At 47.6% G+C, this 25,114-nt stretch carries 19 protein-coding genes and 1 pseudogene; 10 read left to right on the top strand and 10 right to left on the bottom strand.

Annotated features, from left to right (window positions below; all coding sequences use genetic code 11):
- Nucleotides 1-20: 20 nt before the first annotated feature.
- The 7 genes from D0C16_RS07230 to D0C16_RS07260 all read right to left on the bottom strand — a co-directional run bounded on the left by D0C16_RS07230 (nucleotide 21) and on the right by D0C16_RS07260 (nucleotide 11,111).
- Nucleotides 21-434, bottom strand: a complete 414-nt coding sequence (locus D0C16_RS07230) for a hypothetical protein (protein ID WP_225318936.1) — start codon at nucleotides 432-434, stop codon at nucleotides 21-23.
- Between the two features lie 83 nt (nucleotides 435-517).
- A complete protein-coding gene (locus D0C16_RS07235) occupies nucleotides 518-3,046 on the bottom strand; it encodes a sulfite reductase flavoprotein subunit alpha (protein ID WP_151031690.1) in 2,529 nt (842 codons plus the stop codon).
- A 93-nt stretch (nucleotides 3,047-3,139) separates the two neighbouring features.
- Nucleotides 3,140-4,543, bottom strand: coding sequence for an efflux transporter outer membrane subunit (locus tag D0C16_RS07240; protein ID WP_151031691.1), 1,404 nt, complete (start codon nucleotides 4,541-4,543; stop codon nucleotides 3,140-3,142).
- Between the two features lie 23 nt (nucleotides 4,544-4,566).
- Nucleotides 4,567-6,510 carry a MacB family efflux pump subunit gene (locus tag D0C16_RS07245; protein ID WP_151031692.1) on the bottom strand — a complete coding sequence of 648 codons (1,944 nt, stop codon included), beginning with the start codon at nucleotides 6,508-6,510 and terminating at the stop codon, nucleotides 4,567-4,569.
- Complete coding sequence (locus D0C16_RS07250) at nucleotides 6,510-7,820, bottom strand: efflux RND transporter periplasmic adaptor subunit (RefSeq protein WP_151031693.1); 1,311 nt, start codon at nucleotides 7,818-7,820, stop codon at nucleotides 6,510-6,512. The genes D0C16_RS07245 and D0C16_RS07250 overlap by 1 nt, the downstream gene beginning before the upstream one ends.
- Before the next feature lie 120 nt (nucleotides 7,821-7,940).
- Nucleotides 7,941-8,621: a Fe2+-dependent dioxygenase gene (locus D0C16_RS07255; protein ID WP_151031694.1), complete on the bottom strand. Its 681-nt coding sequence runs from the start codon at nucleotides 8,619-8,621 to the stop codon at nucleotides 7,941-7,943.
- 117 nt (nucleotides 8,622-8,738) lie between these two features.
- On the bottom strand, nucleotides 8,739-11,111 hold the full coding sequence (locus D0C16_RS07260) for a catecholate siderophore receptor Fiu (RefSeq protein ID WP_151031695.1): 2,373 nt from the start codon (nucleotides 11,109-11,111) through the stop codon (nucleotides 8,739-8,741).
- 236 nt (nucleotides 11,112-11,347) lie between these two features.
- Here D0C16_RS07260 and D0C16_RS07265 point away from each other — a divergent pair, with 236 nt between their 5' ends.
- From D0C16_RS07265 to D0C16_RS07275, 3 genes are read left to right on the top strand one after another with little or no spacing between them, the layout of a single operon-like run.
- Nucleotides 11,348-12,136, top strand: a complete 789-nt coding sequence (locus D0C16_RS07265; RefSeq protein ID WP_225318937.1) for an ABC transporter substrate-binding protein — start codon at nucleotides 11,348-11,350, stop codon at nucleotides 12,134-12,136.
- A gap of 9 nt (nucleotides 12,137-12,145) precedes the next feature.
- The gene (locus D0C16_RS07270) at nucleotides 12,146-12,691 is read left to right on the top strand and encodes a hypothetical protein (protein WP_151031696.1); all 546 of its coding nucleotides are present in this window, start codon (nucleotides 12,146-12,148) and stop codon (nucleotides 12,689-12,691) included.
- A 17-nt stretch (nucleotides 12,692-12,708) separates the two neighbouring features.
- Nucleotides 12,709-14,094, top strand: a complete 1,386-nt coding sequence (locus tag D0C16_RS07275; RefSeq protein ID WP_151031697.1) for a TonB family protein — start codon at nucleotides 12,709-12,711, stop codon at nucleotides 14,092-14,094.
- Nucleotides 14,095-14,160: 66 nt separating this feature from the next.
- On the opposite strand, the gene nfuA is transcribed toward D0C16_RS07275, so the two are convergent.
- On the bottom strand, nucleotides 14,161-14,748 hold the full coding sequence (nfuA, locus tag D0C16_RS07280) for a Fe-S biogenesis protein NfuA (RefSeq protein WP_151031698.1): 588 nt from the start codon (nucleotides 14,746-14,748) through the stop codon (nucleotides 14,161-14,163).
- Between the two features lie 337 nt (nucleotides 14,749-15,085).
- Here nfuA and D0C16_RS07285 point away from each other — a divergent pair, with 337 nt between their 5' ends.
- The 3 genes and pseudogenes from D0C16_RS07285 to D0C16_RS24405 all read left to right on the top strand — a co-directional run.
- Nucleotides 15,086-15,310 (top strand): hypothetical protein, encoded by a 225-nt coding sequence (locus tag D0C16_RS07285; RefSeq protein ID WP_151031699.1) that lies wholly within the window; start codon nucleotides 15,086-15,088, stop codon nucleotides 15,308-15,310.
- Between the two features lie 225 nt (nucleotides 15,311-15,535).
- Nucleotides 15,536-19,258: a methionine synthase gene (gene metH, locus D0C16_RS07290; protein ID WP_151031700.1), complete on the top strand. Its 3,723-nt coding sequence runs from the start codon at nucleotides 15,536-15,538 to the stop codon at nucleotides 19,256-19,258.
- A 630-nt stretch (nucleotides 19,259-19,888) separates the two neighbouring features.
- Nucleotides 19,889-20,230 (top strand): annotated as a pseudogene (locus D0C16_RS24405) (DUF6161 domain-containing protein); the annotation flags it as partial.
- Nucleotides 20,231-20,257: 27 nt separating this feature from the next.
- On the opposite strand, the gene D0C16_RS07295 reads toward D0C16_RS24405, so the two are convergent.
- Nucleotides 20,258-21,466, bottom strand: a complete 1,209-nt coding sequence (locus tag D0C16_RS07295; RefSeq protein ID WP_151031701.1) for an IS256 family transposase — start codon at nucleotides 21,464-21,466, stop codon at nucleotides 20,258-20,260.
- Nucleotides 21,467-21,541: 75 nt separating this feature from the next.
- On the opposite strand from D0C16_RS07295, the gene D0C16_RS24755 reads away from it, so the two are divergent.
- From D0C16_RS24755 to D0C16_RS07310, 4 genes are all read left to right on the top strand, one after another.
- Entirely contained in the window at nucleotides 21,542-21,742 is a 201-nt protein-coding gene (locus D0C16_RS24755) for a DUF6161 domain-containing protein (protein ID WP_370458218.1), read from the top strand.
- A 119-nt stretch (nucleotides 21,743-21,861) separates the two neighbouring features.
- A complete protein-coding gene (locus D0C16_RS07300) occupies nucleotides 21,862-22,173 on the top strand; it encodes a DNA-binding transcriptional regulator (protein WP_151031702.1) in 312 nt (103 codons plus the stop codon).
- A gap of 11 nt (nucleotides 22,174-22,184) precedes the next feature.
- On the top strand, nucleotides 22,185-22,406 hold the full coding sequence (locus D0C16_RS07305; protein ID WP_151031703.1) for a penicillin-binding protein: 222 nt from the start codon (nucleotides 22,185-22,187) through the stop codon (nucleotides 22,404-22,406).
- A gap of 26 nt (nucleotides 22,407-22,432) precedes the next feature.
- Nucleotides 22,433-22,906 carry a heme-degrading domain-containing protein gene (locus tag D0C16_RS07310; protein WP_151031704.1) on the top strand — a complete coding sequence of 158 codons (474 nt, stop codon included), beginning with the start codon at nucleotides 22,433-22,435 and terminating at the stop codon, nucleotides 22,904-22,906.
- Between the two features lie 76 nt (nucleotides 22,907-22,982).
- Here D0C16_RS07310 and D0C16_RS07315 read toward each other — a convergent pair whose 3' ends face one another.
- Nucleotides 22,983-24,971: a bifunctional diguanylate cyclase/phosphodiesterase gene (locus tag D0C16_RS07315; RefSeq protein WP_151031705.1), complete on the bottom strand. Its 1,989-nt coding sequence runs from the start codon at nucleotides 24,969-24,971 to the stop codon at nucleotides 22,983-22,985.
- Nucleotides 24,972-25,114 lie beyond the last annotated feature (143 nt).

A 25,114-nucleotide genomic window follows, 5' to 3' on the forward strand; every position in this document is an offset into this window, starting at 1 on the left:
GAAAGGAGACAAAACCGAAATCAAGAAACAGTCAAAGTCGAGTGGCGATTGCGCCATTTCAGCGCTGCCACCAGCAGCCCGAAGAGCACACATGCACTCAATGCGACCACAACTTCGTGAGCCTGCGGTGAAAAGATTACCGTATAGCCCTGCCCTTTAATCAGCGAGGAAAAACTGGATACTGCAAAAGGCATCCAGAACAAACGAAACGTCTGCCAGGGATTAGCCAGCGGCGATTGGCCGTTGCTGACGCTTAACATTAGCGCTATTCCAATGACCACACTGATTCCAAACGCATTAATCCAGATTTTTGGGTTGGGATCGAAATGAAAATACACGGTGACAACGTACCAAATCAGATAAAACCAGAGCACCATTTTTCCCGGTTTAATCTGCGCAAAGTAATTATGAATTGATAAGAAAATTGCTGGCATTTTTCCTGCTGAACTCCCATTGGATAAACAACGACTGAAACTCCAGCAGGAAAAATGCCATGTGTGAGTTGACTAACCACCAATCAATAAATATCGCGACGATAGCGTTGCGTATCGATCAATTGTTGTAACTCAGCGTCACCCAGAATATCAATAAGTACTTGCTGTACACCGGCTCCCATGGACAAACTGCCGCACACATAAATCACTGCGCCGCGATCCAGCCATTCACCAAGTTGCTGCTGTTTATTGCGCAGCAGATCCTGCACATAGCCTTCGCCATCGCGCGAATAGACTTCATCAAATTCGGTCAGGAAGCCGGAAGTCTTCCAGGCATCCAATTCGCGGGCAAATAAACGGTCATGAATGCGTTGCCGCTCGCCAAACACCAGCCAGTTTTGCTGTTGGTCTTTTAGATAACGCTCATGCAAGTGCGCACGTAAACCGGCGATACCAGTGCCAGCACCGATCAAAATCATCGGGCAATTAGTTTGTGGCGCATGGAACGATGGATTAGCACGAATACGCGCTTGAACTTCACTGCCTACCTCAGCCAGCGCAGTCAACCAACCAGAGCTCATACCCAACTCACCTTTTTCATTGAATGCCTGACGCACCACCAAGTCCACCACGCCATCGGTCGGCAGCGAGGCGATAGAATATTCGCGATGCGGCAATTCAGAATTATTGTGCGGTTTGATTTCCAGAATATCGCCGGCCTGCCAATGGGTATTACCAGGTTTTGGCGGCTGCAAGCTGACACGATACACACCAGCCCCCACACTACCCGCGTTAAGTAACTCGCGTTTTTGCAAACGCCAGTCTTCATATTCGGGCGCAGCCCAGGCGGTAACACTCGTCACACCACTTAAGCCCGCAACCTGCTGTTGCCATTGATGAATGGATTGTTCGTGCGCGTTATCAACATCAATACGCGCAAAGAGTGCACTGGCACCACTCGCCAACAACCACTGCTCGACTTGTGCGGCAAATGCGCAGTAATCGCCATAACGTTTATCGCCCAGCCCCAAAATACCGTATTGCAATTGGTTCAGCGGTAGTGATGACTTGAGAAATTTCCGCGCAAAGGCACGCGCAGAATCCGGTGCTTCGCCTTCACCAAACGTAGAGACCACAAAGAGAATTTTCTTTGCCGATTCCAAGGTGGCTTTATCCAGCGCTGCGATATTTTTTACGCTGGCTTTAATACCACCAGATTGCAAAATTGTCGCCGTATTCCAGGCAAGCTGCTCTGCCGTACCCGTCTGGCTGGCATAGACAACCCAGTAATCGGCATCGGTGTGCGTATTGCTAACACCCGCTGCTGCCGTTTTACTATTACGTTTCTTTTTGCGACGATCCAAATACAACAACAAACCGGTGATAGTAAATAAGGGCATCAACAGTGATGCAGTCATATTAATAATCAATCCGGGAGTGCCAAACCATTCGCCGGTATGCAATTCATAAATGCCTTGCATTATGCGTTTGCCCAATGGCTCCAGTGGCTTGTAAGGCTGATCACTAATTAATTCGCCCGAGAGTGCATTAAAGCTGATCATGCTACGCTGTCGATCATTGGTGGCACCAGGCGTGACGTAGTTAATCATCACCGGATCTTTTTCTGAGCGCGGAATAGTCACACTCGCAAATTTATAATTATTTGCGGCTTTGACAACAAAGCTCGCCCAGGCCGCATCGACAGCAACAGGTGCTACATGTTCTTGATGCATGCCACCTTCACTACTGGGGCCACCTTCGCCACCTCTTCCTTCGCCACCTCTTCCTTCACCACCTCGGCCTTCACCGCCACGACGCTCGCCACCTTCACGGCCGCCCATAGCACGACCTTCACGATTCATACCGCCAGCGCCCTGACCACCACCGGGGCCGCCCGGACCAAAACCGCGTCGTTCTTGTACCGGTTCACCGGTTAACACCATTGACGCACCATTTTTAAACCAGGAGTAAGACCAGGTCAGGCCAGTTAATGCCATCAGCAGATACATGAGAATTACCCAGGTACCAATCACTGAGTGCAACGCCCAATAGAAATTGCGCCCTTTTAAACTGAAATCGATGCGGAACCAGTTGCGCCAATTCAACGCGCGACGCGGCCAGCGTAAATACAAACCGGACAACGCAAAAAATACCAACGCAAACGCACTAAACCCGGTAATTTGGCGACCGATATTAATACCGCCTTCTTCCGACGGAATTAATAACCAACGATGCAGGGAACGTACAGTGCGAAAAAATTGCTCGCCGCGAATTTTTCCGAGCAACTCACCGGAATAAGGATTGATATAAACAGTTTCACCGCGGCGCTCTCCGGGCGGAGGAGCAAGACGCACTTGCGCACTGCGCTCAGCGTCTGGCCAGAGCGTAATTTGCTCCACGCTCGCACCTTCGCGTTGCGCGCGAAAATGTTTAACAATAGCATCCGGCGTTAAGCGTTCACCCGTTACTTGTACGGTTACAACATCAGGACTAATTGCGTCCATTATGGTCCGTTCAAAACTCATCAAACCGCCAGTAATACCGACAATTGCTAGCACTAACCCTGCGGTAATGCCCAAAAACCAGTGAATCTGGAATAAAACGTTTCTCACTCTAGCCCCCAACCAAAACGCACCACTATTCGATGCCTGAATTTATTAGATATGCGATACATTAATTAACTAATCAGCAACCCGGTAAGCAACCTATTTAGCAACCACACTGTTGACCGCCAATGTCCAGCCGCCCCCAAGGGATTTGTACAAATCCACGGCCGCATTTAAACGCGCAAGACGCTGCTGCACGAGCGAATCCTGCGCCTGGAATAAACTGCGCTGCGCATCCAGCAGCGATAACAAATCATTCGTCCCTGCGCGATAGCGCGCTTCTGTCAAACGCAAACTGCGCTCGGCATTGGCGACTATTTCCTGCTGGCTGGCTTCCTGGCGCAAGCTGATATCCGCCGCCACCAGTGCGTTATCCACCTCTTGCAGCGCGATTAAAATCGCTTTGTGATATTGCAACAACAATTCACGCTGACGCGCTTCGCTCAAGCGTTTTTGATTTACCAGGCGCCCGCCGTTAAAAAGAGTTTGCGCGAGTGACAGAGCCCAACCCGACGTTTGTGTGGCTGGATTCAGACTGAATAATTCGCTCGCGGTTTTACCCGTATTAGCGCTCAAACTGATTCCGGGCAAGAGTGTCGCGCGCGCCGCATGGATATTCGCGTTAGCTGCGCGCAAATTCGCTTCACTCGCAGCCAAATCCGGGCGACGAGTCACCAGATCCGCCGGAGTACCTGCCGCCATTTGCGGCACTTGCAACTCTAATAATTTTTCTGCAGTCAGTGAAAATTCCTGCGGTGTCTTACCCATTAAAATCGCTAATGCCGCTTGGGTTTGACGCGCTTGCAACTCCAGGGGCAATAATGAAGAACGCTGGCTCAATAAATTGGTTTTTTGCTGCGCGACATCTGCTGCAGTTGCCGCACCATTTTTATAGCGAGCATCGACAATTTTTTGCACGCGTTCAGCGATGGCAATATTTTTATGCGCAGTGGCAATACGTTCCTGCAACGCAAGCCATTGGAACCAACCATTGGCAATAGCCGCTTTTATACTCAGGGATGCGGCATCCTGATCGTAACGCGTAGCGTCATAGTCCGCGTTTGCAGCGGCACGCTCAGCAGCAATACCGCCCCATAAATCCACCTCATAGCTAATGTTGGCACCTGCGCGCGTAGTTTCGCTGCGGGTATTGCTGCTGCTATCGGGTTTGGAGCGGGATTCACCACTGGAGGCACTGGCACTGAGCGATGGAAACAAACTCGCATTGGCAATACGCATTTGCAATTCCGCTTGCTTTACGCGTTCGGCTGAAATTAACAAATCAGGGCTTTGTTGTTGTGCAGCCTGCATCAACTCATTTAACGCCGGTGATTGAAATGCTTTCCACCAACTCGCATCCACTACAAGATTCTCACCCACTGCCTGAGTAGCGGTGACGGAATAATTATCCGCATAATTAATGTTCGGCTTTTGCACCTGAGTGGGTGAACACGCAGAAATTAATAGGGATGCGATCACCAAAAATAAACGTTTAATTTGCATAACCACCTTCACCTGCTACAAAGTTATTCCGTCGCCAAAGCTGCAACCGGATCAAGGCGAGCCGCTTTGCGCGCAGGCAAATAACCAAACAACAAACCCGTTAAAAACGCACAACTGAATGCCATGATGACTGGCCCAAACGAATAAGCCACAGGTGTGCCAAAATTAGCGATTAACATAGCCGTACCCAAGCCAATGGCGACGCCAATCACACCACCAAGCGCAGATACCACCAATGCTTCAATTAAAAACTGCTGCATGATATTGCGTGTACGCGCACCGGTTGCCATGCGCACACCAATTTCGCGTGTTCGCTCGGTAACACTGACCAGCATAATGTTCATTACCCCAATGCCACCTACCAGCAGTGAAATTGCGGCGATAGAACCGAGCAGGAAGGTCATGGTATTTTGTGTTTCTGAAACCATATCAATCAGCGATGACATGCTGCGAATCTGAAAATCTTCCGTACCATGTCGTTCCATAAGGAGCGCATGCACACGGGTTTGTACTTCTTCCATATTTTTTTCGTCATCAACAGAGATGGTTATGTTGCGCAAAAATCGCTGACCAATCACGCGCAAGCTACCGGTATTAAACGGCACAAATACTTTGTCGTCCTGATCTTGCCCACCGGGGTCGGCACCGCGCTCGCTCATTACTCCGATAACCTGGAAGAGCACATTATTGATGATGATAAATTCACCCAGTGGGTTTTTATCGGCGAATAATTTAGTCGCTACTGTTTTACCTAACACCACAACAGTGGCGTAATTCTTGTTGTCTTCATCGGTAAAGAAAGTACCCTGCGCCAAATCCCATTTCCGCGCCATAGGAAATTGCGCAGCTGTTGCGCTAATTTCGGTGGAGTGATCGATATTTCCATAGCGCAGGGTGTAGCTCCCATTGAGTTCCGGGAGCGCCGCAGCAACATGAGGCAATGCCGCTATTGCATCTACATCTTCTGGAACCAAGGTCACCAAGTCCCAGCGAAAGCGCTGCGTTGGACCGCCAGGGCGCACCAACAATAAGTTGCTACCCATAGCGCTGATACTCTCCACTACGGATTTTTTCGCTCCATCGCCAATCGCAAGCATACTAATAACGGATGCAACACCGATCACAATACCCAGCAGGGTTAACACCGTGCGGAACACGTTGCTGCGCAGTGAGCGAAATGCCGTTTTAGTCGCTTCCAAAATTTCCGTTTTAAGTTCCGGCGCCCCCTGTAAGGTGTGCTCTCCGGCCGGCAACTGCTCAGGAATAGTTGGACCCGGGTCCGCTATAATTTTACCGTCGCGTATTTCAATCAAACGCTGGGCGTGATGCGCAACTTCGGCATCGTGCGTAATCAAAATAATGGTATGGCCCTGCGCGGATAATTCTTTCAGCAGGCGCATTACTTCTTTGCCGCTGTGACTATCTAACGCACCCGTTGGCTCGTCCGCCAAAATAATCTGGCCACCATTCATCAGCGCACGTGCAATGGAAACACGTTGCTGTTGACCACCGGATAATTGATTGGGGCGATGGTACAAACGTTCTTGCAAACCCAGCGAACTTAATAATGCTGAGGAGCGCGCGCGTCGCGCTTCCGGGGTCATACCTGAATAGGTTGCCGGCATTTCCACGTTTTCGCAGGCGGAAGACCCGGCCAGCAAGTTATAACTCTGGAATACGAAACCAAAAGCTTCACGCCGCAATTGTGCAAGGCCATCAGTATCCAGCGTTGCAACGCTGGTACCGTTAAATAAATAATCGCCGGTGCTGGCGCGATCCAGGCAACCGAGAATATTCATCAAGGTCGATTTTCCCGAGCCCGATTGCCCCATAATGGCAACAAACTCACCGGGATAAATTTCCAGATCAATACCGTGCAACACCTGAGTTGCAATTTCACCATTGCGAAACGTTTTGGTGACGTCAGATAATTTGATCAGCGGTTGTATGGAATTAGCCGCGCTCATTAACGTCTACCCATTCCCATACCGGGGCCACCCATACCCATGCCACCTACGGCTTTAGGTTGGCTTGGGCGCGAGCTGCCACTCACCACTTTTTCGCCTTCTTTCAGTCCTTCAGTAATTTGCGCTTGCACGCGATTGGTAACGCCTACCAATACTTTGCGCTCTTCAATATCGCCATCGGCATTCATGACTTTTACCAGCGCCGGGCGCGGACGATTGCCCATGGTGCCTTGACCTTCCGCGCGATCGCGACGCCCTTTCCATTCACCTTTAGGCCCATCATCCGCAGGAGCACCTTCGGGGCGCGGACCGCGTGGCGGAGCAAAACTGAGTGCCGACATAGGCACCAGCAACACATCTTTTGCTTGCGCCTCTACAAAAAATACCTGCGTGCTCATCTGTGTCATCAGCAAACGGTTTTCGTTGGGAACATCAAAAAGTGCGTTATACAACACCACATTGTTAAGAATTTCTGGCGTTGGTTGAATGCGATCCAACTTACTGTACCAGCGACGCCCCTGACTACCCAAAGTGGTAAAATACACCGACATTTCCTTGCGTAATTTGCCGATGTCTGCTTCCGACACCTGGGTTTGCACAGTCATAGTGGAAAGGTCAGCCACCCGCATAATGGTGGGCGCCATTTGATTGGTGTTTAGCGTTTGCCCCTGACGCGAAGTAATAGACACCACTGTCCCATCCATCGGGGCATAGATTTTGGCGTAGTTAAGATTGGCGGCTTCCACTTGCAAGGTAGATTCGGTTTGCTGAATTTGCGCTTGCACAGCTTTCAGTTGCGCTTGCGCCGATTTCAAACCAGCATCAGCCGTTTCCAGCGATTCACTGGTGGTGGCATCTTCTGCGAACAAATTTTTCTCGCGCTTGAAATTAATTTGCGCCAACGCCAGCTGTGCTTCACGGTCCAATAATTGTGCTTTTTGGTTTTGCAATTGTGCGCGGGTCGCATCCACTTTCGCCGCATACACAGTTGCATCAATTTCAGCGAGCAGATCACCCTCCTTCACTTCACTGCCAACCTCAACATGCAATTTTTTTAACTGACCCGACACCTGGGCCCCCACATCCACATAATCCTGTGGCTGCAACGTGCCTGTGGCAGTGACCAGGTTTTCAATATCACCACGGGTTACAGCTTCAGTGGTGTACACCACTTCGCTCGCGCTGTTGGACAACAATGTTTTTCCCAACAGCGCAGCAATTAGCAGGCCTGCCCCGGAGACAACAACCAACGCTTTTGTAGTTTTATAAAATGGTTTTTTCGCGGTATTCCGCAATCCGGCAGATGACATAAACGTTTCTCGTCTGATTTTTGGCGCAAGTATAATCCAGTCGCCCTGACAAAAAGACGCGCGCTCACCAGATCTACATTTGTTCCACAATCTTTCATTTATTGAACATAAAGGCTTCTGTTAAACCTGCGCCCACTGCCGTAAAAGGTTATGGTAATGGCCGGTCAACCCGACAATTTCCGCACTATCACCCAGTTGCTGGCGTAGTGACTGAATATTGCAGTCCAACTCGTACAACATATTTCGTTGCCAATCATCGCGCACCATACTTTGCGTCCAGAAAAAACTGCACACGCGCTCACCACGAGTCACTGGCTCCACCTGATGCAAACTGGTGGAGGGATATAAAATTAAATCGCCCGCAGGCAATTTCACTTCGTGACTGCCGTAGGTGTCCTGCACTATTAATTCACCGCCGTCGTACTCTTCCGGCTCGGACAAAAATAACGTGGACGAAACATCGGTGCGCAGACTTAAATTACTGCCGGGAACTAAACGAATCGCACCATCGACATGAAAGCCGTAATGCTCGCCACCGGCATAAGCATTAAATAACGGCGGAACTATGCGCAATGGCAAAGCGGCAGACATAAACACCGGATTGCGATACAGCGCTGTTAGAATAATTTCACCCAATTCACGCGCAATAATTCCATCAACTGGCAGCTGGCGATTTTTTTTCACCTGCGCGCCCTGCACGCCCACCGTTGCTTTTCCATCAACCCAATCCGCCTGATTCAAGCGCGCTCGGAATTCCGCCACTTGCTGTTTGGTTAAGACTTCTGGAATATGAATCAGCATAATGCCCTCATCGGGGCGCAATTTAGTGCGCCCTATTCAATTGCGTAGTTCTTAATTCAATTAAATAAATAAGGGCGCAATAAATTGCGCCCCTGGATTCGCGGTTTTATTGATCAATTAAAACGCAAAGTTAACACCTAAACGCGCTGACAAAGGTTGCGCCGGGTAATATCGGGCACCAGAGTTATTCAGGCTGCCGATATATTCTTCGTCTGCGAGATTAAGCACGTTTAATTGCAGCGTTACGTTTTTAGTCACCGGGTAAGATGCCATCACATCGAACACCCAATAGTCACCAAACTCCAACACGGAACGAGTTGCCTGTGCCTGTTCACTGGTCAGGCTGGAACTCATCATATTGTCGATGTAGCGCGCACCGCCACCAATAACCAAACCATTTCCAAAGGTGTAAGTATTCCACAAAGTGAAAGTGACTTCGGGGGACCACTGAATGACTCCACCTTCATTGTTGGCTGCACCATTGTTCGCAGCAGTGCGGTTACCGCGCACAATTTCAGTATCCATAAATGCGATACCCGCGTTGATTTGCCAAGCTTTGGTCACCGCTCCTATTAACGCAAACTCCACACCCTCGACTTGCTTCTCTCCTACCGCCGTCGATGTGCCGTCGGGGTTGGTTGCAATTTCATTTTCGTTAGTGCTTTTGAATGCCGCCGCCGTAAAAAACAAACTATCGTTCAATAAATTCCATTTGGTGCCCAACTCGTAATTGGTACCTTTCTGTGGATCGAGATTGGGGTTGTTGATGTTGCTTCCCGCCGCTTGCGTTGTAGGATCAGTATTTAACGCAAAATTGGAACCGCCCGGTGGCAATTCAGAGGTTGCATAAGAAATATAAATCGAACCCTTTTCTACCGGCTTGTAAACACCACCTATTTTCCAGCTCAACAACTCGTCGGTTACATGCGCCTCACGGCCCAACAAGGTTCCCACTGGAATGATTTGTACCGCAGGCGCTGTAACTGCAGCTTGGCGAGTAATGGTGTCGGTCTTGGTATTAAAGCGATCCGCGCGCAAACCAACGCTGACTTCCCACTGCGGGTTTAACGTAATAGTGTCAAGCGCATAGAATCCGTAAGTGGTAGTTTCACCATCCGTTTTTGCACCGGTGCGAACGACCGGCTGGAACACATCAGACGCGTTGGGTTGATACAGATTGGCGGCCACTTGGGTCACCGCGGTCGACGACGTAGGTGATACGAACGGCACCGCCATGGTGTAGTTCAATTGGCTTTCGTAAATAAATTCTACGCCCGAGGTTACATCATGTTTAACACCGCCCGCATCAAAGCTCGCGGTGAGGTTAGTTTGGTTGGTGAGGATTTGGTTGGATTGATCCTTACCCTGACGAGTACGTGCCACTTGCCAGCTTGCAGTATCAGCGGCTGTCGCCTTGGGAATAACAACGGCATTTACACCAGTGAGCACTTGCTCTTGCTTGGTATGGCCATAGCGAGAGGTATTGCGCAGCGTTACACCTTCAGCAAGGTCGTGCTCAATACGCACGGTAGTCATATTGGCATTCACATCATTGTGATCAGACGTGCTACCGTAAAAATTCTCTGAATCAACTGGCTTAACTTTTGGGCCATTCGGGAAAGCGGCGGCATAAACACTGCTGTACCAGCCATCCAGACCTACCGTAGGAACACCACCATCGGGAATACCGGATTGCTCCATCGACAAATAATTGATGTAGGTCCGAGTCTCACTGCCTAATCCAAATGCGAGCGAGCCAGCAAAACCTTGCAAATTATTTTCAACTTCATCGCGACCATCTACACCGGCATCTTGTTTCATCACATTGACGCGAACAGCTGAACTTTCACCCAGAGCGCGGTTTACATCGATAGTCGCGCGTTTGTAATCAGCAGTACCGGCGGTCAAAGTGCCAATGGTGGCATCTTCTTGATTAGCCAGTTTGGAACTGAGGTTTACGTAACCTGATGCAGCACCACGACCGTTATCCACACCTGCGGGGCCTTTCGCAATTTCAACCTGTTCAGTGTTGAAGGTGTCACGGCTGATACTACCCAGATCGCGAATACCATCCACATAGATACTGCCCTGTGTATCAAAACCACGCATGAAAATAGAGTCACCCGTCGCAGTATTGCCGTTCTCTCCCATCAACATGGTAATACCAGGAGTGTTACGCAGCGCGTCGCTGAGGGTAGTCGCCGCTTGCTGCTGAAACAGCTCCTTCTTAACAACAACGAGAGTTTGCGGAGTATCAACCAATGGCTGGGTAAATTTAGGTGAACTGGCTTTTTCAGCTTTATAGTCGGCAGCTACTGCGTCAGTTTCTACCTTTACCGTATTTAATTTTTTGGTGTCTTGCGCTTCATCAGCTGCCAAAGCGCCAGCAGATGCCAACAGCATGGCGGACGACAAAGCGGTAGCGGTCAGTTGCAATGTATTGGCGCGCTTCTTGGAAACTATGTGTTTAGAAGTTTTTTGTATGGTCATGACAAGCCTTTGCTAGTAATAGGAATACACAATTAACAATTTTTTCAAATTCTATCGATAACCATTACCATTTGCAATGATAATAATTCGCATTTGTTGTTTGTTATTATCTTGCCTTGAAAATTGTGACGCCATAATCAACCAATTTAGTTATTTGACTTATTGATCATATAACTAAATGCGATTAGGCTTGGCGCCAAATACCGCAAGCTGGCCATCTGAGGAGTTGTTAACCTATGAGTAAATCCCTTGCGCCCAAAGCATGGATTTGCGCGTGGCTGTTAACAAACCTTATGGCGCTCCCGCTTACGGCGGAGGACATACCCCAACCTGACGCAGACTCAACGGATACAACCCTATCCATCCGTTTGGGTGCTGAAGACTCATGGCCGCCCTACTCGAATGAACATGGCCAGGGCATATCCACCGAGCTGATCAAAGCCGCTTTTGCCAAAGCCGGCGTGACTCCACATTTTCAGACCCTGCCTTACGCGCGCGTATTGCACGACCTTGACTCAGGTAAAATTGATGGCGGCTACAACGTCACGCTGCAGTCCACCACCAAAAATCGCTTCTTGTTTGGCGCCGTGCCTTTACTCAGCGCGGAGTCTTACTGGTTTTTCAAACCGAATAGCTTTACCAACATCAAACGCATTGAAGACATACCAGCAAAATTCCGCGTAGGGATTATTCGCGATTATGAATATGGCGATATCTACGAGCAGCACCGCCACCGCTTTACCGAAATCCAGCTTACGCAGCAATCGCAGATTATTCGCATGTTGAAACAAGGGCGCATCGATGCCGCCGTTATGTTTGATCGCGAGGCTGAATTTGCATTGAACAAAATGGGGCTGGATAAATCCATAATGGATAAACGCTTTCTCAATCACCGTGGTGATCTCTACCTGGCGTTTTCACACAAAAGCCCGCGCGCAATATGGCTTGCACAGGAATTTGATAAAGGATTGTTGATGCTGAAACAGTCGGGGGAGTATGATCGCATCATTACCGACACTAAATAAGGACATCGAATGTCTCGCTATCACTTTTCTGGCCTGATCACTTTTATAATCTGCTCTGCACTATTGGCCTGCAGCACTAAGGTCAACAATCCAAATGAGGAACTTCAAAGCACTCAATTTCAAGATCTGCTTACTCCAGTAATAACATATGACTGGAATACACCACTACCGAGCCCGGAAGGCAAAATATTAATTACTTACCAACTGCCGCAATACGCTCGCGCCGAATTTTACTTTTTCAATCAAAAAATAACTCGCAGGGGCGCTGCCCTCGCGGCCGTCAAATTATCGAATGAAAATTGCTTAACGGGCCATCAGACTTCTGTAGGATACTCTATTAATAATGGCGAGTTTTATACCAAGTATTTCACCACAGAACTGAATTGGGGCAGCCAAAACACTATCAGCATCCACTTAAAAAACGACAAAACAATCCAGGTCACGACCAACAATGAAACTCTGTCCGTCCCCATTACCACCTCAAGCCGACGACTCCAAATAGTCTCTTACTACGCACCTATTGAAATAAAACATGTACAGTATTTTTCTGAGTAACATTTAAGGAGCCCAGGATGCGCCCAATACATACACTGGTTAATTTATCACTGTTATTTGCTATTCCATTCTGCAGTCTTGCACAAGCTGATTTTGAATTGGGAATGAGCTACTACGAGACCAAAGAATTTGATAAAGCCTACAAAGAATTTTATGAAGCAGCTCAATACGGTGATCACGACGCCCAGAATAATGTTGGCGCCATGTACTATCGCGGCGAGCATGTTGAGAAAAACACAGTTATAGCCTACGCGTGGATGGCGCTCGCCGCCCAGAAAAAGACCAACGATACAACAGCAATTCACTCAAAAATTTATGCACGCCTGAATGAGGCCGACAAAAAGCTAGCGGACGATGAATATAAAAAGATCTTCAATCTTTACAGCGATGAAAGCATAGAAAAAAAGCTAACGCCTACATTTACGGGCTCCAATATATACGCAAAAAAACAGCGCCCAATTAAATTGGTAACTCCTCCATACCCCCCCTCTATGGTCAGACAAGGCAGATCAGGCTTTGTGGACACCATCTATACAATCGACAAAAATGGAACTACTCGCGACCATATAGTCACCTACGCCAGCTCTGAAGCTTTTGAAGAGGCTGCATTGCTAGCACTACGTAAATTCCAATATGAACCCATGAAAATTAACAATAAACCTGTCGATGTTAACGGCATTAAAAATCGCTTCAGGTTTGAAATGGAAGGCGCAGAATACAACAAGAAGAAATTGACCAAAATTATCGATGAAAAACGCGAGCAGGCTAAAAATGGTAACAGCAGTGATAAATTGGGTTTTGCCTACTTTCTAGAAGTAATTCCCTCGCTGGTGAGTGATTTTGAAATCACCGACAACCCTAACGAGTGGTACGTCAGCGCCGCCACCCAAGGCAGTGGTGCAGCGAGTTATTTCCTTGGGCGCAATATTCTCTACGGCAATATGTGTACGCAGGATAATACACAGAGCATGGGCTGGCTGTTAAAGGCAGCAAAAGCCGGGATTTCTGACGCACAGTATATGCTTGCAATAGAATCCTTCAGCGGCGCGCGTTTTGAGAAAAATGAAAAGAAAGGCTTCTATTGGTTAAAACGTGCAGCACAGAGCAGTTTAGCTGCCCGTTTACGTTATGCATGGATTCTTTCTACGCACCCTGATACCAAGTATCGCAATGGAACCCTGGCTAACGAGCTTATTAAAACAATTGAAAAAAATTACACCGACAAGCAAACCTATTACAAAACCAAGGCCGCTACCGCTGCAGAAAATGGTGATTTTAACGCAGCCGTAAAATGGCAAAACGCCGCACTCGACGATGCTAAAGAATTGGCTTTGCCATTGAATAATCTCGAACAACAGCTAGCCAGTTACTCAGCAAAAAAATCTTGGCGCGAAGAAATTTAATTTTCTCGCCAGATAAAAAAATACCGCCATGTGGCGGTATTTTTTTGACGATCAAAATAGGCTCGATTACATATAAGCGTTGGTGCGATCCGTGTGATCAGTCACATCACGAATACCTTTTAATTCCGGTAACTTATCCATCAATTGCACCTCAATACCTTGTTTCAAGGTAATTGCCACGGAACCACAACCCTGGCAACCGCCGCCAAACTTCAACACAGCAATCATGTCCTCAGTGACTTCGACCAAACTGACATTGCCGCCATGGGAAGCAAGACTTGGATTTACATCATTATAAAGCACGTAATTGATGCGATCTTCCAATGGGCTATCGTCAGTTACACGGGGCATCTTGGAGTTAGGGGCGCGGATAGTGAGCTGCCCTCCCATGCGATCCGGTGAGTAATCTACCTTGGCATCTTCCAGAAACGGCAGGCTGCGCTCCTCAAAGTAGGCCTTAAAGCCATTCAGCGGAACAATTACATCCCCTTCTTTTTCCTCGCCAGGGCGGCAGTAAGCGATGCAGGTTTCTGCGCTGGGAGTCCCCGGGTTGGCAACAAACATGCGAATGCCAATACCGTCATTGTCTTTTTGCTTGTCCAGCAGTTCTTTGAGATACGTTTGGGCGGATTCAGTGATATCTACGTTGACCATATAAACCTTTCGATGAACCTCTCGCGGGCGAGCAAATAATACCCGATTAATTTACTCAGGTATTCTACTCAAGGATCACCTATTTCGCATCAGAAATTTCTTGTTAGCCCTACACCTTATACGCCGTTTATATAACCAGAATGTGTTTTTTGGCGCCATGCAGGAAGCCAAGGTTATCTCCAGACGCCGCTTTTAGCCGCTCGTCGGATAACCAATGCCATAGAGAAATTTAATTACGTAATAATGTCTTAAGGAAACTATGATTTTATGGTGTGAAGTATGCATACATACTAATGTGAATCATGTAGCATTTCGCGCCAAACCGGAGTATCCAACTATGTACAATGAAACAAGCGACTTTTTACTCAATTCCAAGAACCTTCGCATCACCGTTTATTTGAGTCTGGTTGTCGCGCATTTAATCTTCGGCATGCTTTATCAAGAATCAATTGCAATTGCAGCAATTGGTTTTGCGTTTTTTGCAGCACTGGTGTTACTTCAGCTGCGCCCAGCCCAAGGCCATGCGATTAAAGTAGAAAAAACCGTCCATTTGGACAAATAACGCAGATAAACCGGCCTTTTCAGGTCTATCTGCTAAAGCCCCGAACCCAAGTGGGGCACATCGATTTGATTCTGAACAATATATGTTCATGATCTCGCTCCCCGTCTCTCTAATAAGCACTTAGCCCTGCTTTTCTGCTAGAATTCACGCCATCTTCTATATCAATTTTTTTTGATATTGCTTCAGCAATTCTTATTCCCCACGATTTCCATTGATAGGTTTTCCATGACTGCACCCGCTGCCCTGCAAGCCCGTATTGATACCCTCCAAAACGCCATAAAAGAGCGCATCCTGATCCTCGATGGGGGCATGGGCACCATGATCCAAAGCTACAAGCTCAAAGAGGCCGACTACCGTGGCGCGCGCTTTGCCGATTACCATATGGATATCGCCGGCAATAACGACCTGCTTTGTATTACCAAGCCCGACGTAATCCGTGAGATTCAGCGCGCTTACCTTGAGGCAGGTGCAGACATACTGGAAACCAACACTTTCAACTCCACGCGCATCTCCATGGCCGATTACGACATGGAAGACCTGGTGCCCGAGCTTAACTTTGCCGCCGCCCGTCTTGCCCGCGAACTTTGCGATGAACTTACCGCTCAAAATCCGGCCAAGCCACGCTTTGTGGCCGGGGTGCTTGGCCCCACCAGCCGCACCTGTTCTATTTCACCTGACGTGAACGATCCTGGCGCACGTAACGTAACCTTTGATCAACTGGTCGAAAACTACGTGGAAGCCACCGATGCCTTGGTAAAAGGCGGTGCCGATATTATTTTGATCGAAACTATTTTCGATACGCTCAATGCCAAGGCCGCTGTGTTTGCGGTACAAAAATATTTTGATGATGTCGGTTTTGAATTGCCGATTATGATTTCCGGTACCATTACCGACGCCTCCGGCCGTACCCTTTCCGGGCAAACCACTGAAGCCTTCTATAACTCACTCGCTCACGCACGCCCACTCAGTATGGGATTAAACTGCGCACTGGGCGCAAAAGAATTACGTCAGTACGTGCAGGAAATGTCGCGCGTGGCTAATTGTTTTGTTTCTGCACACCCCAACGCCGGTCTGCCCAATGAATTTGGTGAGTACGATCAAACCGCGCAAGAAATGGTGGCAATTGTTGAAGAATTTGCAGCCAGTGGATTCTTGAATATTATCGGTGGTTGTTGTGGTACTACTCCCGCACACATCAAAGCGCTCGCCGAGGTAATGAGCAAGTATTCTCCGCGCCCAATTCCAAACATTGAACCCGCCTGCCGTTTATCCGGCCTTGAGCCCTTTAACATCACTAAGGATTCGCTGTTTGTAAACGTGGGTGAGCGTTGCAACGTTACCGGATCAGCAAAATTTAAACGATTGATTGTGGAAGAAGATTATTCCACCGCACTGGAAGTTGCCCTGGAGCAAGTTGAAAACGGTGCGCAGGTAATCGATATCAACATGGACGAAGGTATGCTCGATGCCGAAAAAGCCATGGTGCGCTTCCTCAATTTAATTGCAGGCGAACCGGATATTGCCCGCGTGCCCATTATGGTGGACTCATCCAAATGGGAAGTCATCGAAGCTGGCTTGAAATGCATTCAAGGTAAACCTATCGTTAACTCCATCTCCCTCAAAGAGGGCGAAGAAGAATTCCTCGCTAAAGCAAAATTATGTATGCGTTACGGCGCCGCTGTAGTGGTGATGGCATTTGATGAAACCGGCCAAGCCGACACCATGGCCCGCAAGCAGGAAATTTGTGAGCGTTCCTACCGCACGCTCGTCGATAAATTAAATTTCCCACCCGAAGATATTATTTTCGACCCCAATATTTTTGCGGTCGCTACGGGCATAGAAGAGCACAACAACTACGCGGTGGATTTTATTGAAGCCACCCGCTGGATTCGTACCAATCTGCCGCACGCAGGTGTGAGCGGCGGCGTATCTAACGTGTCGTTTTCTTTTCGCGGCAACAATCCGGTACGTGAAGCAATCCACTCGGTATTTTTGTATCACGCGATCAAAGCCGGTATGAATATGGGTATCGTTAACGCCAGCCAGCTGGCGGTGTATGACGATTTACCACAAGAATTAAAAGACAAAGTTGAAGACGTTATTCTTAATCGCCATGCAGGCGGCACTGAAGCGTTACTGGATATCGCCGAAAAATATCGGGGTGAAGGCGGAACCGGAGAAACAAAAGAAGATGCCGAATGGCGCTCACTACCTATCGCCAAACGTATCGAGCATGCGCTGGTAAAAGGCATTTCCACACATATTGTGGAAGATACAGAAGAAGCCCGCCAACACTACCCTCGCCCGCTCGATGTTATCGAAGGTCCGCTGATGGACGGCATGAATGTGGTGGGTGATTTATTTGGGGCCGGCAAAATGTTTTTGCCGCAAGTGGTGAAATCAGCACGCGTAATGAAGCAATCCGTAGCTTACTTACAGCCGTATATAGAAGCCGAAAAAACCGAAGCATCAAAACCTAACGGAAAAATTTTGATGGCTACTGTGAAAGGCGATGTGCACGATATCGGCAAAAATATTGTCGGCGTAGTACTGCAATGTAATAACTTTGAAGTAGTTGATCTGGGTGTGATGGTGCCCTGTGATAAAATTATCGACACCGCCATTGAACAAAACTGCGACATTATCGGCCTATCAGGTTTGATCACCCCATCGCTGGACGAAATGGTATTTGTTGGTCGTGAAATGGAACGTCGCGGCATTAATAAGCCCTTGCTGATTGGCGGCGCCACTACCTCCAAGGCGCACACTGCAGTAAAAATAGATCCAGTATTTAAACTGAATCAGGTCGTGTATGTGGCTGACGCCTCGCGTGCGGTGGGTGTTGCCAGTACATTACTCTCTGATGAATTGCGCCCGAAATTTGTTGAAGATATCCAACAAGAATATGTAGAAGTGCGCGAACGCAACGCTAATCGCAAACCGCGCGGCACTGTCCGCACCTACCCTGAAGCCATTGCGAAGGGATTAAAACTGGAATGGGACAATTACACTCCGCCAAAACCTGCCTTCACTGGTGTAAAAGTATTTGAAGATTACGATTTAAATAGTTTGGTCGATTTTATCGATTGGACGCCCTTCTTTATCAGTTGGGACCTCGCTGGCAAATTTCCCAAAATTCTGGAGGATGAAATTGTCGGTGAAGCGGCGCGCAGCCTCTGGGACGATGCGCAAAAAATGTTGCGCAAATTAATCGATGAAAAATTAATAAAAGCCAACGGCGTTATTGGCTTCTGGCCAGCCAACACAGTCAATGCGGATGATATTGCCGTATTTGATTCTACTGGCAACACAATTTCCACTCTGCACCACATTCGCCAACAACACCTGAAACAAGGCAACGAAAGTAAACCGCACCACTCGTTGGCCGACTTTGTTGCCCCCAAAGAATCCGGTAAACAGGATTACATCGGCGGCTTTGCGGTAACCACTGGCATAGGCACAGAAGAATTGGCCAAGCAGTATCAAAACGCTGGCGATGACTACAACAGCATTATGGTTAAAGCCCTCGCCGACCGTTTAGCCGAAGCCTTTGCCGAACACATGCATCAACGCGTGCGCAAAGAATTCTGGGGCTACGCCAGCGATGAAACCCTGGATAACGAAGCGCTGATCAAAGAAAAATACCAAGGCATCCGCCCCGCTCCCGGCTACCCCGCCTGCCCGGATCACACCGAAAAAGCATCGCTGTTTAAATTGCTCGATGCCGAGAAAAATACTGGCATTACGTTAACTGAACACTTCGCGATGTTACCGACGGCCGCTGTATCCGGCTGGTATTTCTCCCACCCTGACTCGGTGTATTTCAATACCGATAAGATTGAGAAAGATCAGGTGGAAAGTTTGGCGCAGCGCAAGGGTGTGAGTGTGCAGGAAGTAGAAAGATGGTTGAGCCCCGTACTCGCTTACGAACCCGGCGCTACGGAGTAAATTGTAGCCCGCAAGGAGTGCAACGGATTGCGGGGATTTATCGAGAGATGAAACCCCTCCCTCGCATTTCGCTAGACTGTTTGCGGGACACTTGCTGTTTTTACGTACCGAACAAAACGATAATTAACTAGTCATGTAGGGATTAAAATGGATCTAGCAAATTTTTTTAGTACAAAAATAACTGATAACACTCACAAAGAGTTCGCATTTACCAATAAGCAGGAACTGATAGAGTTTCTAAGCACTGAAATTGAATATTGGAGTGCAGCAGAAAAAGAATGGTTAGAAAATAACTCTTCCGCTCAACTCCCAAGATTTTTCTCATCAGCCCGCACCTTGTCACAAGCACAGAATTACGCCGAACACAACCGAATAGCCGAAATCGACCAGCTACATCTAGAGCATTCTTGGTTATACAGTAAACACGAATTTACATCTTCATACGTAGCTCTTGCTAGAAAACTGGAACCAGACGCATTAAAGGGATATTACTTCGCAACTGCAAATTTAAATCCAGAATCAGTAAATCCTCAACTTATCTTGGGTATGGTGTTAGGTTATGAGTCTCTAAATTCATTTACATCAATTGCTGACAGAATAACCAAAGCAAAATCCGAATTCTCTCAATTAATGAATGACTCAGAAAAAACAAGGAAGCAATACGAGCAAAGATTTATTGAACAAGAAAGGAAGCATAATGAATTTTTAACACTAAAAGAGCCAGGAAAATTCTGGGAAGATCAAGCAAAAACATATCAAATGCAAGGTTGGCTTTGGTCTCTAATACTTGGATTGTCAGTTACATTAGGCTTAATAGCAGCAAGCAATTTCTATATTGCATGGCTCAGCGGAAGTGACCTAAGAATAGGTTTTAACACATTGCATGGTGTTGTTATACTCGGGGTGATAGTAACGTTTTTCGGATTTGCATGTAGAATTCTTTCAAAACTGGCCCTTAGCTCTTTTCGAGCCTGTAAAAAATTCTGTGTAACTGCCAGCTCAACGATAATCCATCAATCGCTCATCAAACACAATCATAAAATGATTGAGCGCTGCTCTCCAATTGCGAATGGGCATAGTCCATTTTTTGGAGGCATCCTGGATTGCCAAGAAAATCACTTTCTTGGCTGATTCATCCGTTGGAAATAATTTGCGCTTTTTGATTGCCTGACGGATTACGCTATTCAGCGATTCAATCGCGTTGGTGGTGTAAATTGCGCGACGAATGTCTTCAGGGTAAGCAAACAAGGTGCGTATATTTTCCCAATGGGTATGCCAGCAGCGACTAATTTGCGGGTACTTTTCATCCCAGCGCGCACCGAGCTGCGCGAGCGCCAGCAGTGCCTCTTCTTCAGTGATGGATTGGTAAATTCGCTTCAGGTCTGCCGTAACGGCTTTGTAGTCCCTCCACGGCACGTATTTCACTGAGTTGCGTACCATGTGTACGATGCACAGTTGAATCTGCGTTTCGGGAAAGGCCGCGTTAATCGCCTCCGGAAACCCTTTTAGCCCGTCAACGCATGCGATCAAAATGTCTCGAACACCGCGATTCTGTAGCTCCGTCAGCACGCCCAGCCAAAATTTTGAGCCTTCATTTTCCGAGAGCCACATGCCTAATAATTCTTTCTGGCCCTCCATGGTAACGCCCAATGCAAGGTAAATGGATTTGTTGATAACCTGCTTATCCTGGCGAATCTTTACCACGATGCAGTCGAGATAAACAATAGGATAAACCGAATCCAGCGGGCGCGATTGCCATTCGACGACCTGCTCAATAACAGCATCTGTCACTTTGGAAATAAGAGTAGCAGAGACGTCTGCACCATACATGTCCTTGAAAGTGGCTACGATTTCGCGGGTGGTCATGCCCTTGGCGTAGAGGCTTAGTATTTTGTCATCCATCGACGTAAAGCGGGTTTGGTGTTTCTTCACCAACTGCGGCTCAAAGCTGCCTTCGCGATCACGCGGCGTTTTGAGCTCCATCTCACCGTCTTCCGTTTTCAGGGTTTTGGTGGTGTAGCCGTTGCGGCTATTGGCAGCACCTGATTTTTGGTGTTTCTCGTAGCCAAGATGGGCATCAAGTTCACCGTTGAGAGCTGCCTCAACGGTGATTTTGGTGAGCATTTGACTGAAGTCGCTCAGGTCTTTCTCAGTCTTCATGTGCTTTGCTGCTTCGCGCGCAAAGGCTTCAAGGTCTTTTTTGTTCATACTGTTTATCCTGCCTATATGAGGTTAATGATAAACAGTTACACAGATTTATTTACAGTCTCCTCTTTTCATTTGATGAGAGACGCTCAAGAAAGAAAACTACTCACATATTTATACTTGTCATTAAACAAAGATAATCAACTCGATCAAAACTCAAGAGAAATTATTCTTCAATCACTTTTTAGTCGCTCTGATTCTGGCCTTTTATCTGGTGATTCCTCACCAACAATGCCAGGGGGGCTCAATGAAATAATAAAAACCCTCAAAAATAATTAAACTTATTGCCGCCCTGACAAATCACTGTTGGGGTTCGTTCCTCACCACCAACCTACGCTTGCTATCTATACGCACCGCGCGTATATTTTGAAATATTCAAGATGCGCCAGAGGTGCCCAATGAAACGCAACCTGTTCGACGAATTAAGCGAAGGCTTTCAATCACTCCGAGATGAACGCGAAGGCAAGATCACTTTAAAAAAACATACCGCTGAAAAAATTACCGCGCCCGAATTAAAAAGCGGTGAACTGGTAAAACTGCGCGAAAAACTGAACGTATCTCAAGCTGTATTTGCGCAGTACCTGCGAATTAATAAACGCACCCTGGAAAATTGGGAACAAGGCCGTGTAAAACCCAATGCGCAAGCAGCAGTATTAATTAAACTGGTAGAGAAATATCCCGATACCTTGTCTCGCTTGGCAAATGTTTAAAGGAGAACGCTATGAGTGATGTAACACAAGACGAGCTGATTGAAGCGTTGAAGATTGCGTATTGTTATATGCCCAAAGCTATAGAAGTAAACAAATACGAATATGGCGATAGATACCAAACAGTGCTCGATCATATTCAAACAGTGAAAGAGACCTTATTGATAGCCGGGATAGACCCGGAAGAAGTCTATGGTGAAATCAATCCGGATATCACCCCAAACTCCTCCTATTAATGGATAAAAAGACGAATCAAATAATTATGAACAACGAAATTCTAACCGAACTGTTAACTCAGGAAGAAGAACTGCAATTTCTTCACTTCAACAATGCGACGGCGTGGGAGCTGGGCAATTTAATTAAGGTTGCCGCGGAAAAGTTGTCTGTCTCTGTTTCTATCGATGTGTATGCGTTTGAACAGGTGGTATTTAGTTATGCCATGCCAGGCACATCTAAAGATCAGCAAGATTGGATACGCCGCAAGCGGAATTCGGTAATGCGCTTTGGGCATAGCTCTTATTATCAAGGGCAATATAACGCGGCTAAGAATCGCGATTTTGAAGCAATTCCTTATTTGGACCCCAAGGAATATTGCGCCCACGGAGGTTCGTTTCCAATTCGCATTAAAAACTGTGGAATTATCGGCGCTGTCACTGTATCCGGTTTACCGCAAGAAACCGACCATCAACTCGCGATTGATGCTATACGCCATATCGTTAGCAAACAAACGCACTGACCGGCCAATCCCAAAGCCATCAACAACCAGTAAACTGAAATGTGGCGCGCGCTCTACCCGCTTTGGAATAGCCGCGCTACTTCGCTTCCGCGTGTTGCGTGAGGGGCGCGGGGTCTGCGCAGGGCTTACCGAAAAAATATCCCTGCATATGTAAGATACCCAAGTTCGCTAAAGTCTCTGCCTGTTCTGCCGTTTCTACGCCCTCCACAATTACGCGCAGGTTCATTCGGCGCGCGATTAGCAAAGCACTTTCAATAATTACCAAACCCTGATGAGCAATTTGATGCGTGAACGACTTATCGATTTTTATACCTGTCACCGGAAATTCATGGAGCCGGGAAAGTGAGGAATAGCCTGTACCAAAATCATCAATATAGACATGTATCCCTAACTCCCGCAGTTCTTTTACCCGCTGCAAAGTAATGTCCAAGTAACTTTCTGCAAACAGACTCTCTGTCACCTCCAGTATTAATCTATTCGGCGAAAACGCGGTAGCACTCAGTACCGATTTGACGAAGCCAACGAATGAGCCGGATAACAACTGCTTAATGGAAACGTTAACGGAAATATTCGCTTCGCGAAGATCACCGTCCCACTGCGCTGCTTTTTCCAGAGCTTTACTCATAACCCACTGCCCAAGGCTAATAATCCTATCGGTCTCTTCCGCCAACGGAATAAACTCAACCGGATTAATAACACCCAATTCATTGTGATTCCAACGAGCAAGCACTTCCAATGCTTCAAGCTTTTGCGTCTTAACATTTACGATTGGTTGAAAGGCCAAGGTGAGTTCATCTCGCGCGATTGCCTTTTCCAACGCCCGCCCCAAATCAAATCGACGCCGCTGCGTATCCGCATATGTTTGGGTGTAAAACAAACTGGCTCCACGCCCGTTCCGTTTTACTTCAGCCACAGTCAAATCCGCAGCCTGAATCACACTACTAAACTCCACTGCATCAGTCGGAAAAAATGCCATGCCGATACTGAGCCCCAAACCCAAGGTCTGGCCGTTAATTTGCAAAGGAGCGGTGGCCGCTTTGATTAATTGATACGCTAGAGCTTCGGCGTGCTCGCGCGCATTTTCTTCCTGCGCTGTAACTACCAAAAATTCGTCGCCGCCCCATCGGGCCAGCACGCTGTTACTCGGGCATAAATCGAAAAACCGCATGGAAATCATACGCAAAACAACGTCGCCAACATCATGCCCCAATGCGTCATTAATCTGCTTAAACCTGTCCAAATCCAGAAACAGCACGGCGGCTTCATTATGATTTTTTTCATCAAGGTTAAGCTCCATCCACTCCATGAGGCCAGCGCGATTCGGCAGACCCGTTAACGGATCTTGATGCGCCAGCTTTTTTAACGCCTGAGTTCGTTGAACCACCCTGGCTTCGAGATCACTATTCAAGCGCTTTAGGTCATGAATTAACTTTTCGTTATCCCATTTGAGCAACAAACTTTGAATCAAGACTTTATGATTATTTTTATGACTAAAAATCATCACCAGCCAAAAGGTAGCGCCTAAAACAGACAGCACCCAGTACTCGGGAGCAGAAATATAAATGATCATCGACGAACAAAGCAGCATGATGGAAATATAAATTCTGCCGATATATTTCAATGGAGCAACAATGCCAGTGGCACCGCCCGACAAGGCGGCGATAATGACAATTAAGGTAAATCGCGAAACGAGTTCCGCATTTTGGAAACTAATCAGTAAGAGCGCCACCCAATAGATTGCAGCCCCAATAAGCCCCGTCGCGTAGACAATTCCCCACGCATCGACCCTATCTACATTCGTCAATTTTCCAGCAACACTGCTCTGCCTGAACAGAAAGAAACTGGCCAACCTAAAACCGCTAAGAACAAGCACCGCAACAAGCCACGCTAAAACGCTCTTTCCATCGCGGTGAAGCACAAGCAGTGCGCCACAGGCGGCGGCGAAGTTCACCAAAATCATTGCGGGGAGATTTTCGTACGCCAAGGCCATTAACTGCACCGCTAAAAGCAGCTTTTTATCATTCCTTAGCTCTTGCGGGAGGGTGGAAACAGCGCGAAAAACCATGAATAAGCCACCTTGGCGTTGTAAACTGGCGAGTAACTTTAGTGTAGACCAACATCGCAGTGCCGCGCGGGAGCCCCAACCTTTGGAGGTCGCTCCTGAACACGCTAGTCGATCCCTATGCTGCACTTTTTGCGACTTTTCAG

Source organism: Cellvibrio sp. KY-GH-1 (assembly GCF_008806975.1).
Classification (GTDB): Bacteria; Pseudomonadota; Gammaproteobacteria; order Pseudomonadales; family Cellvibrionaceae; genus Cellvibrio.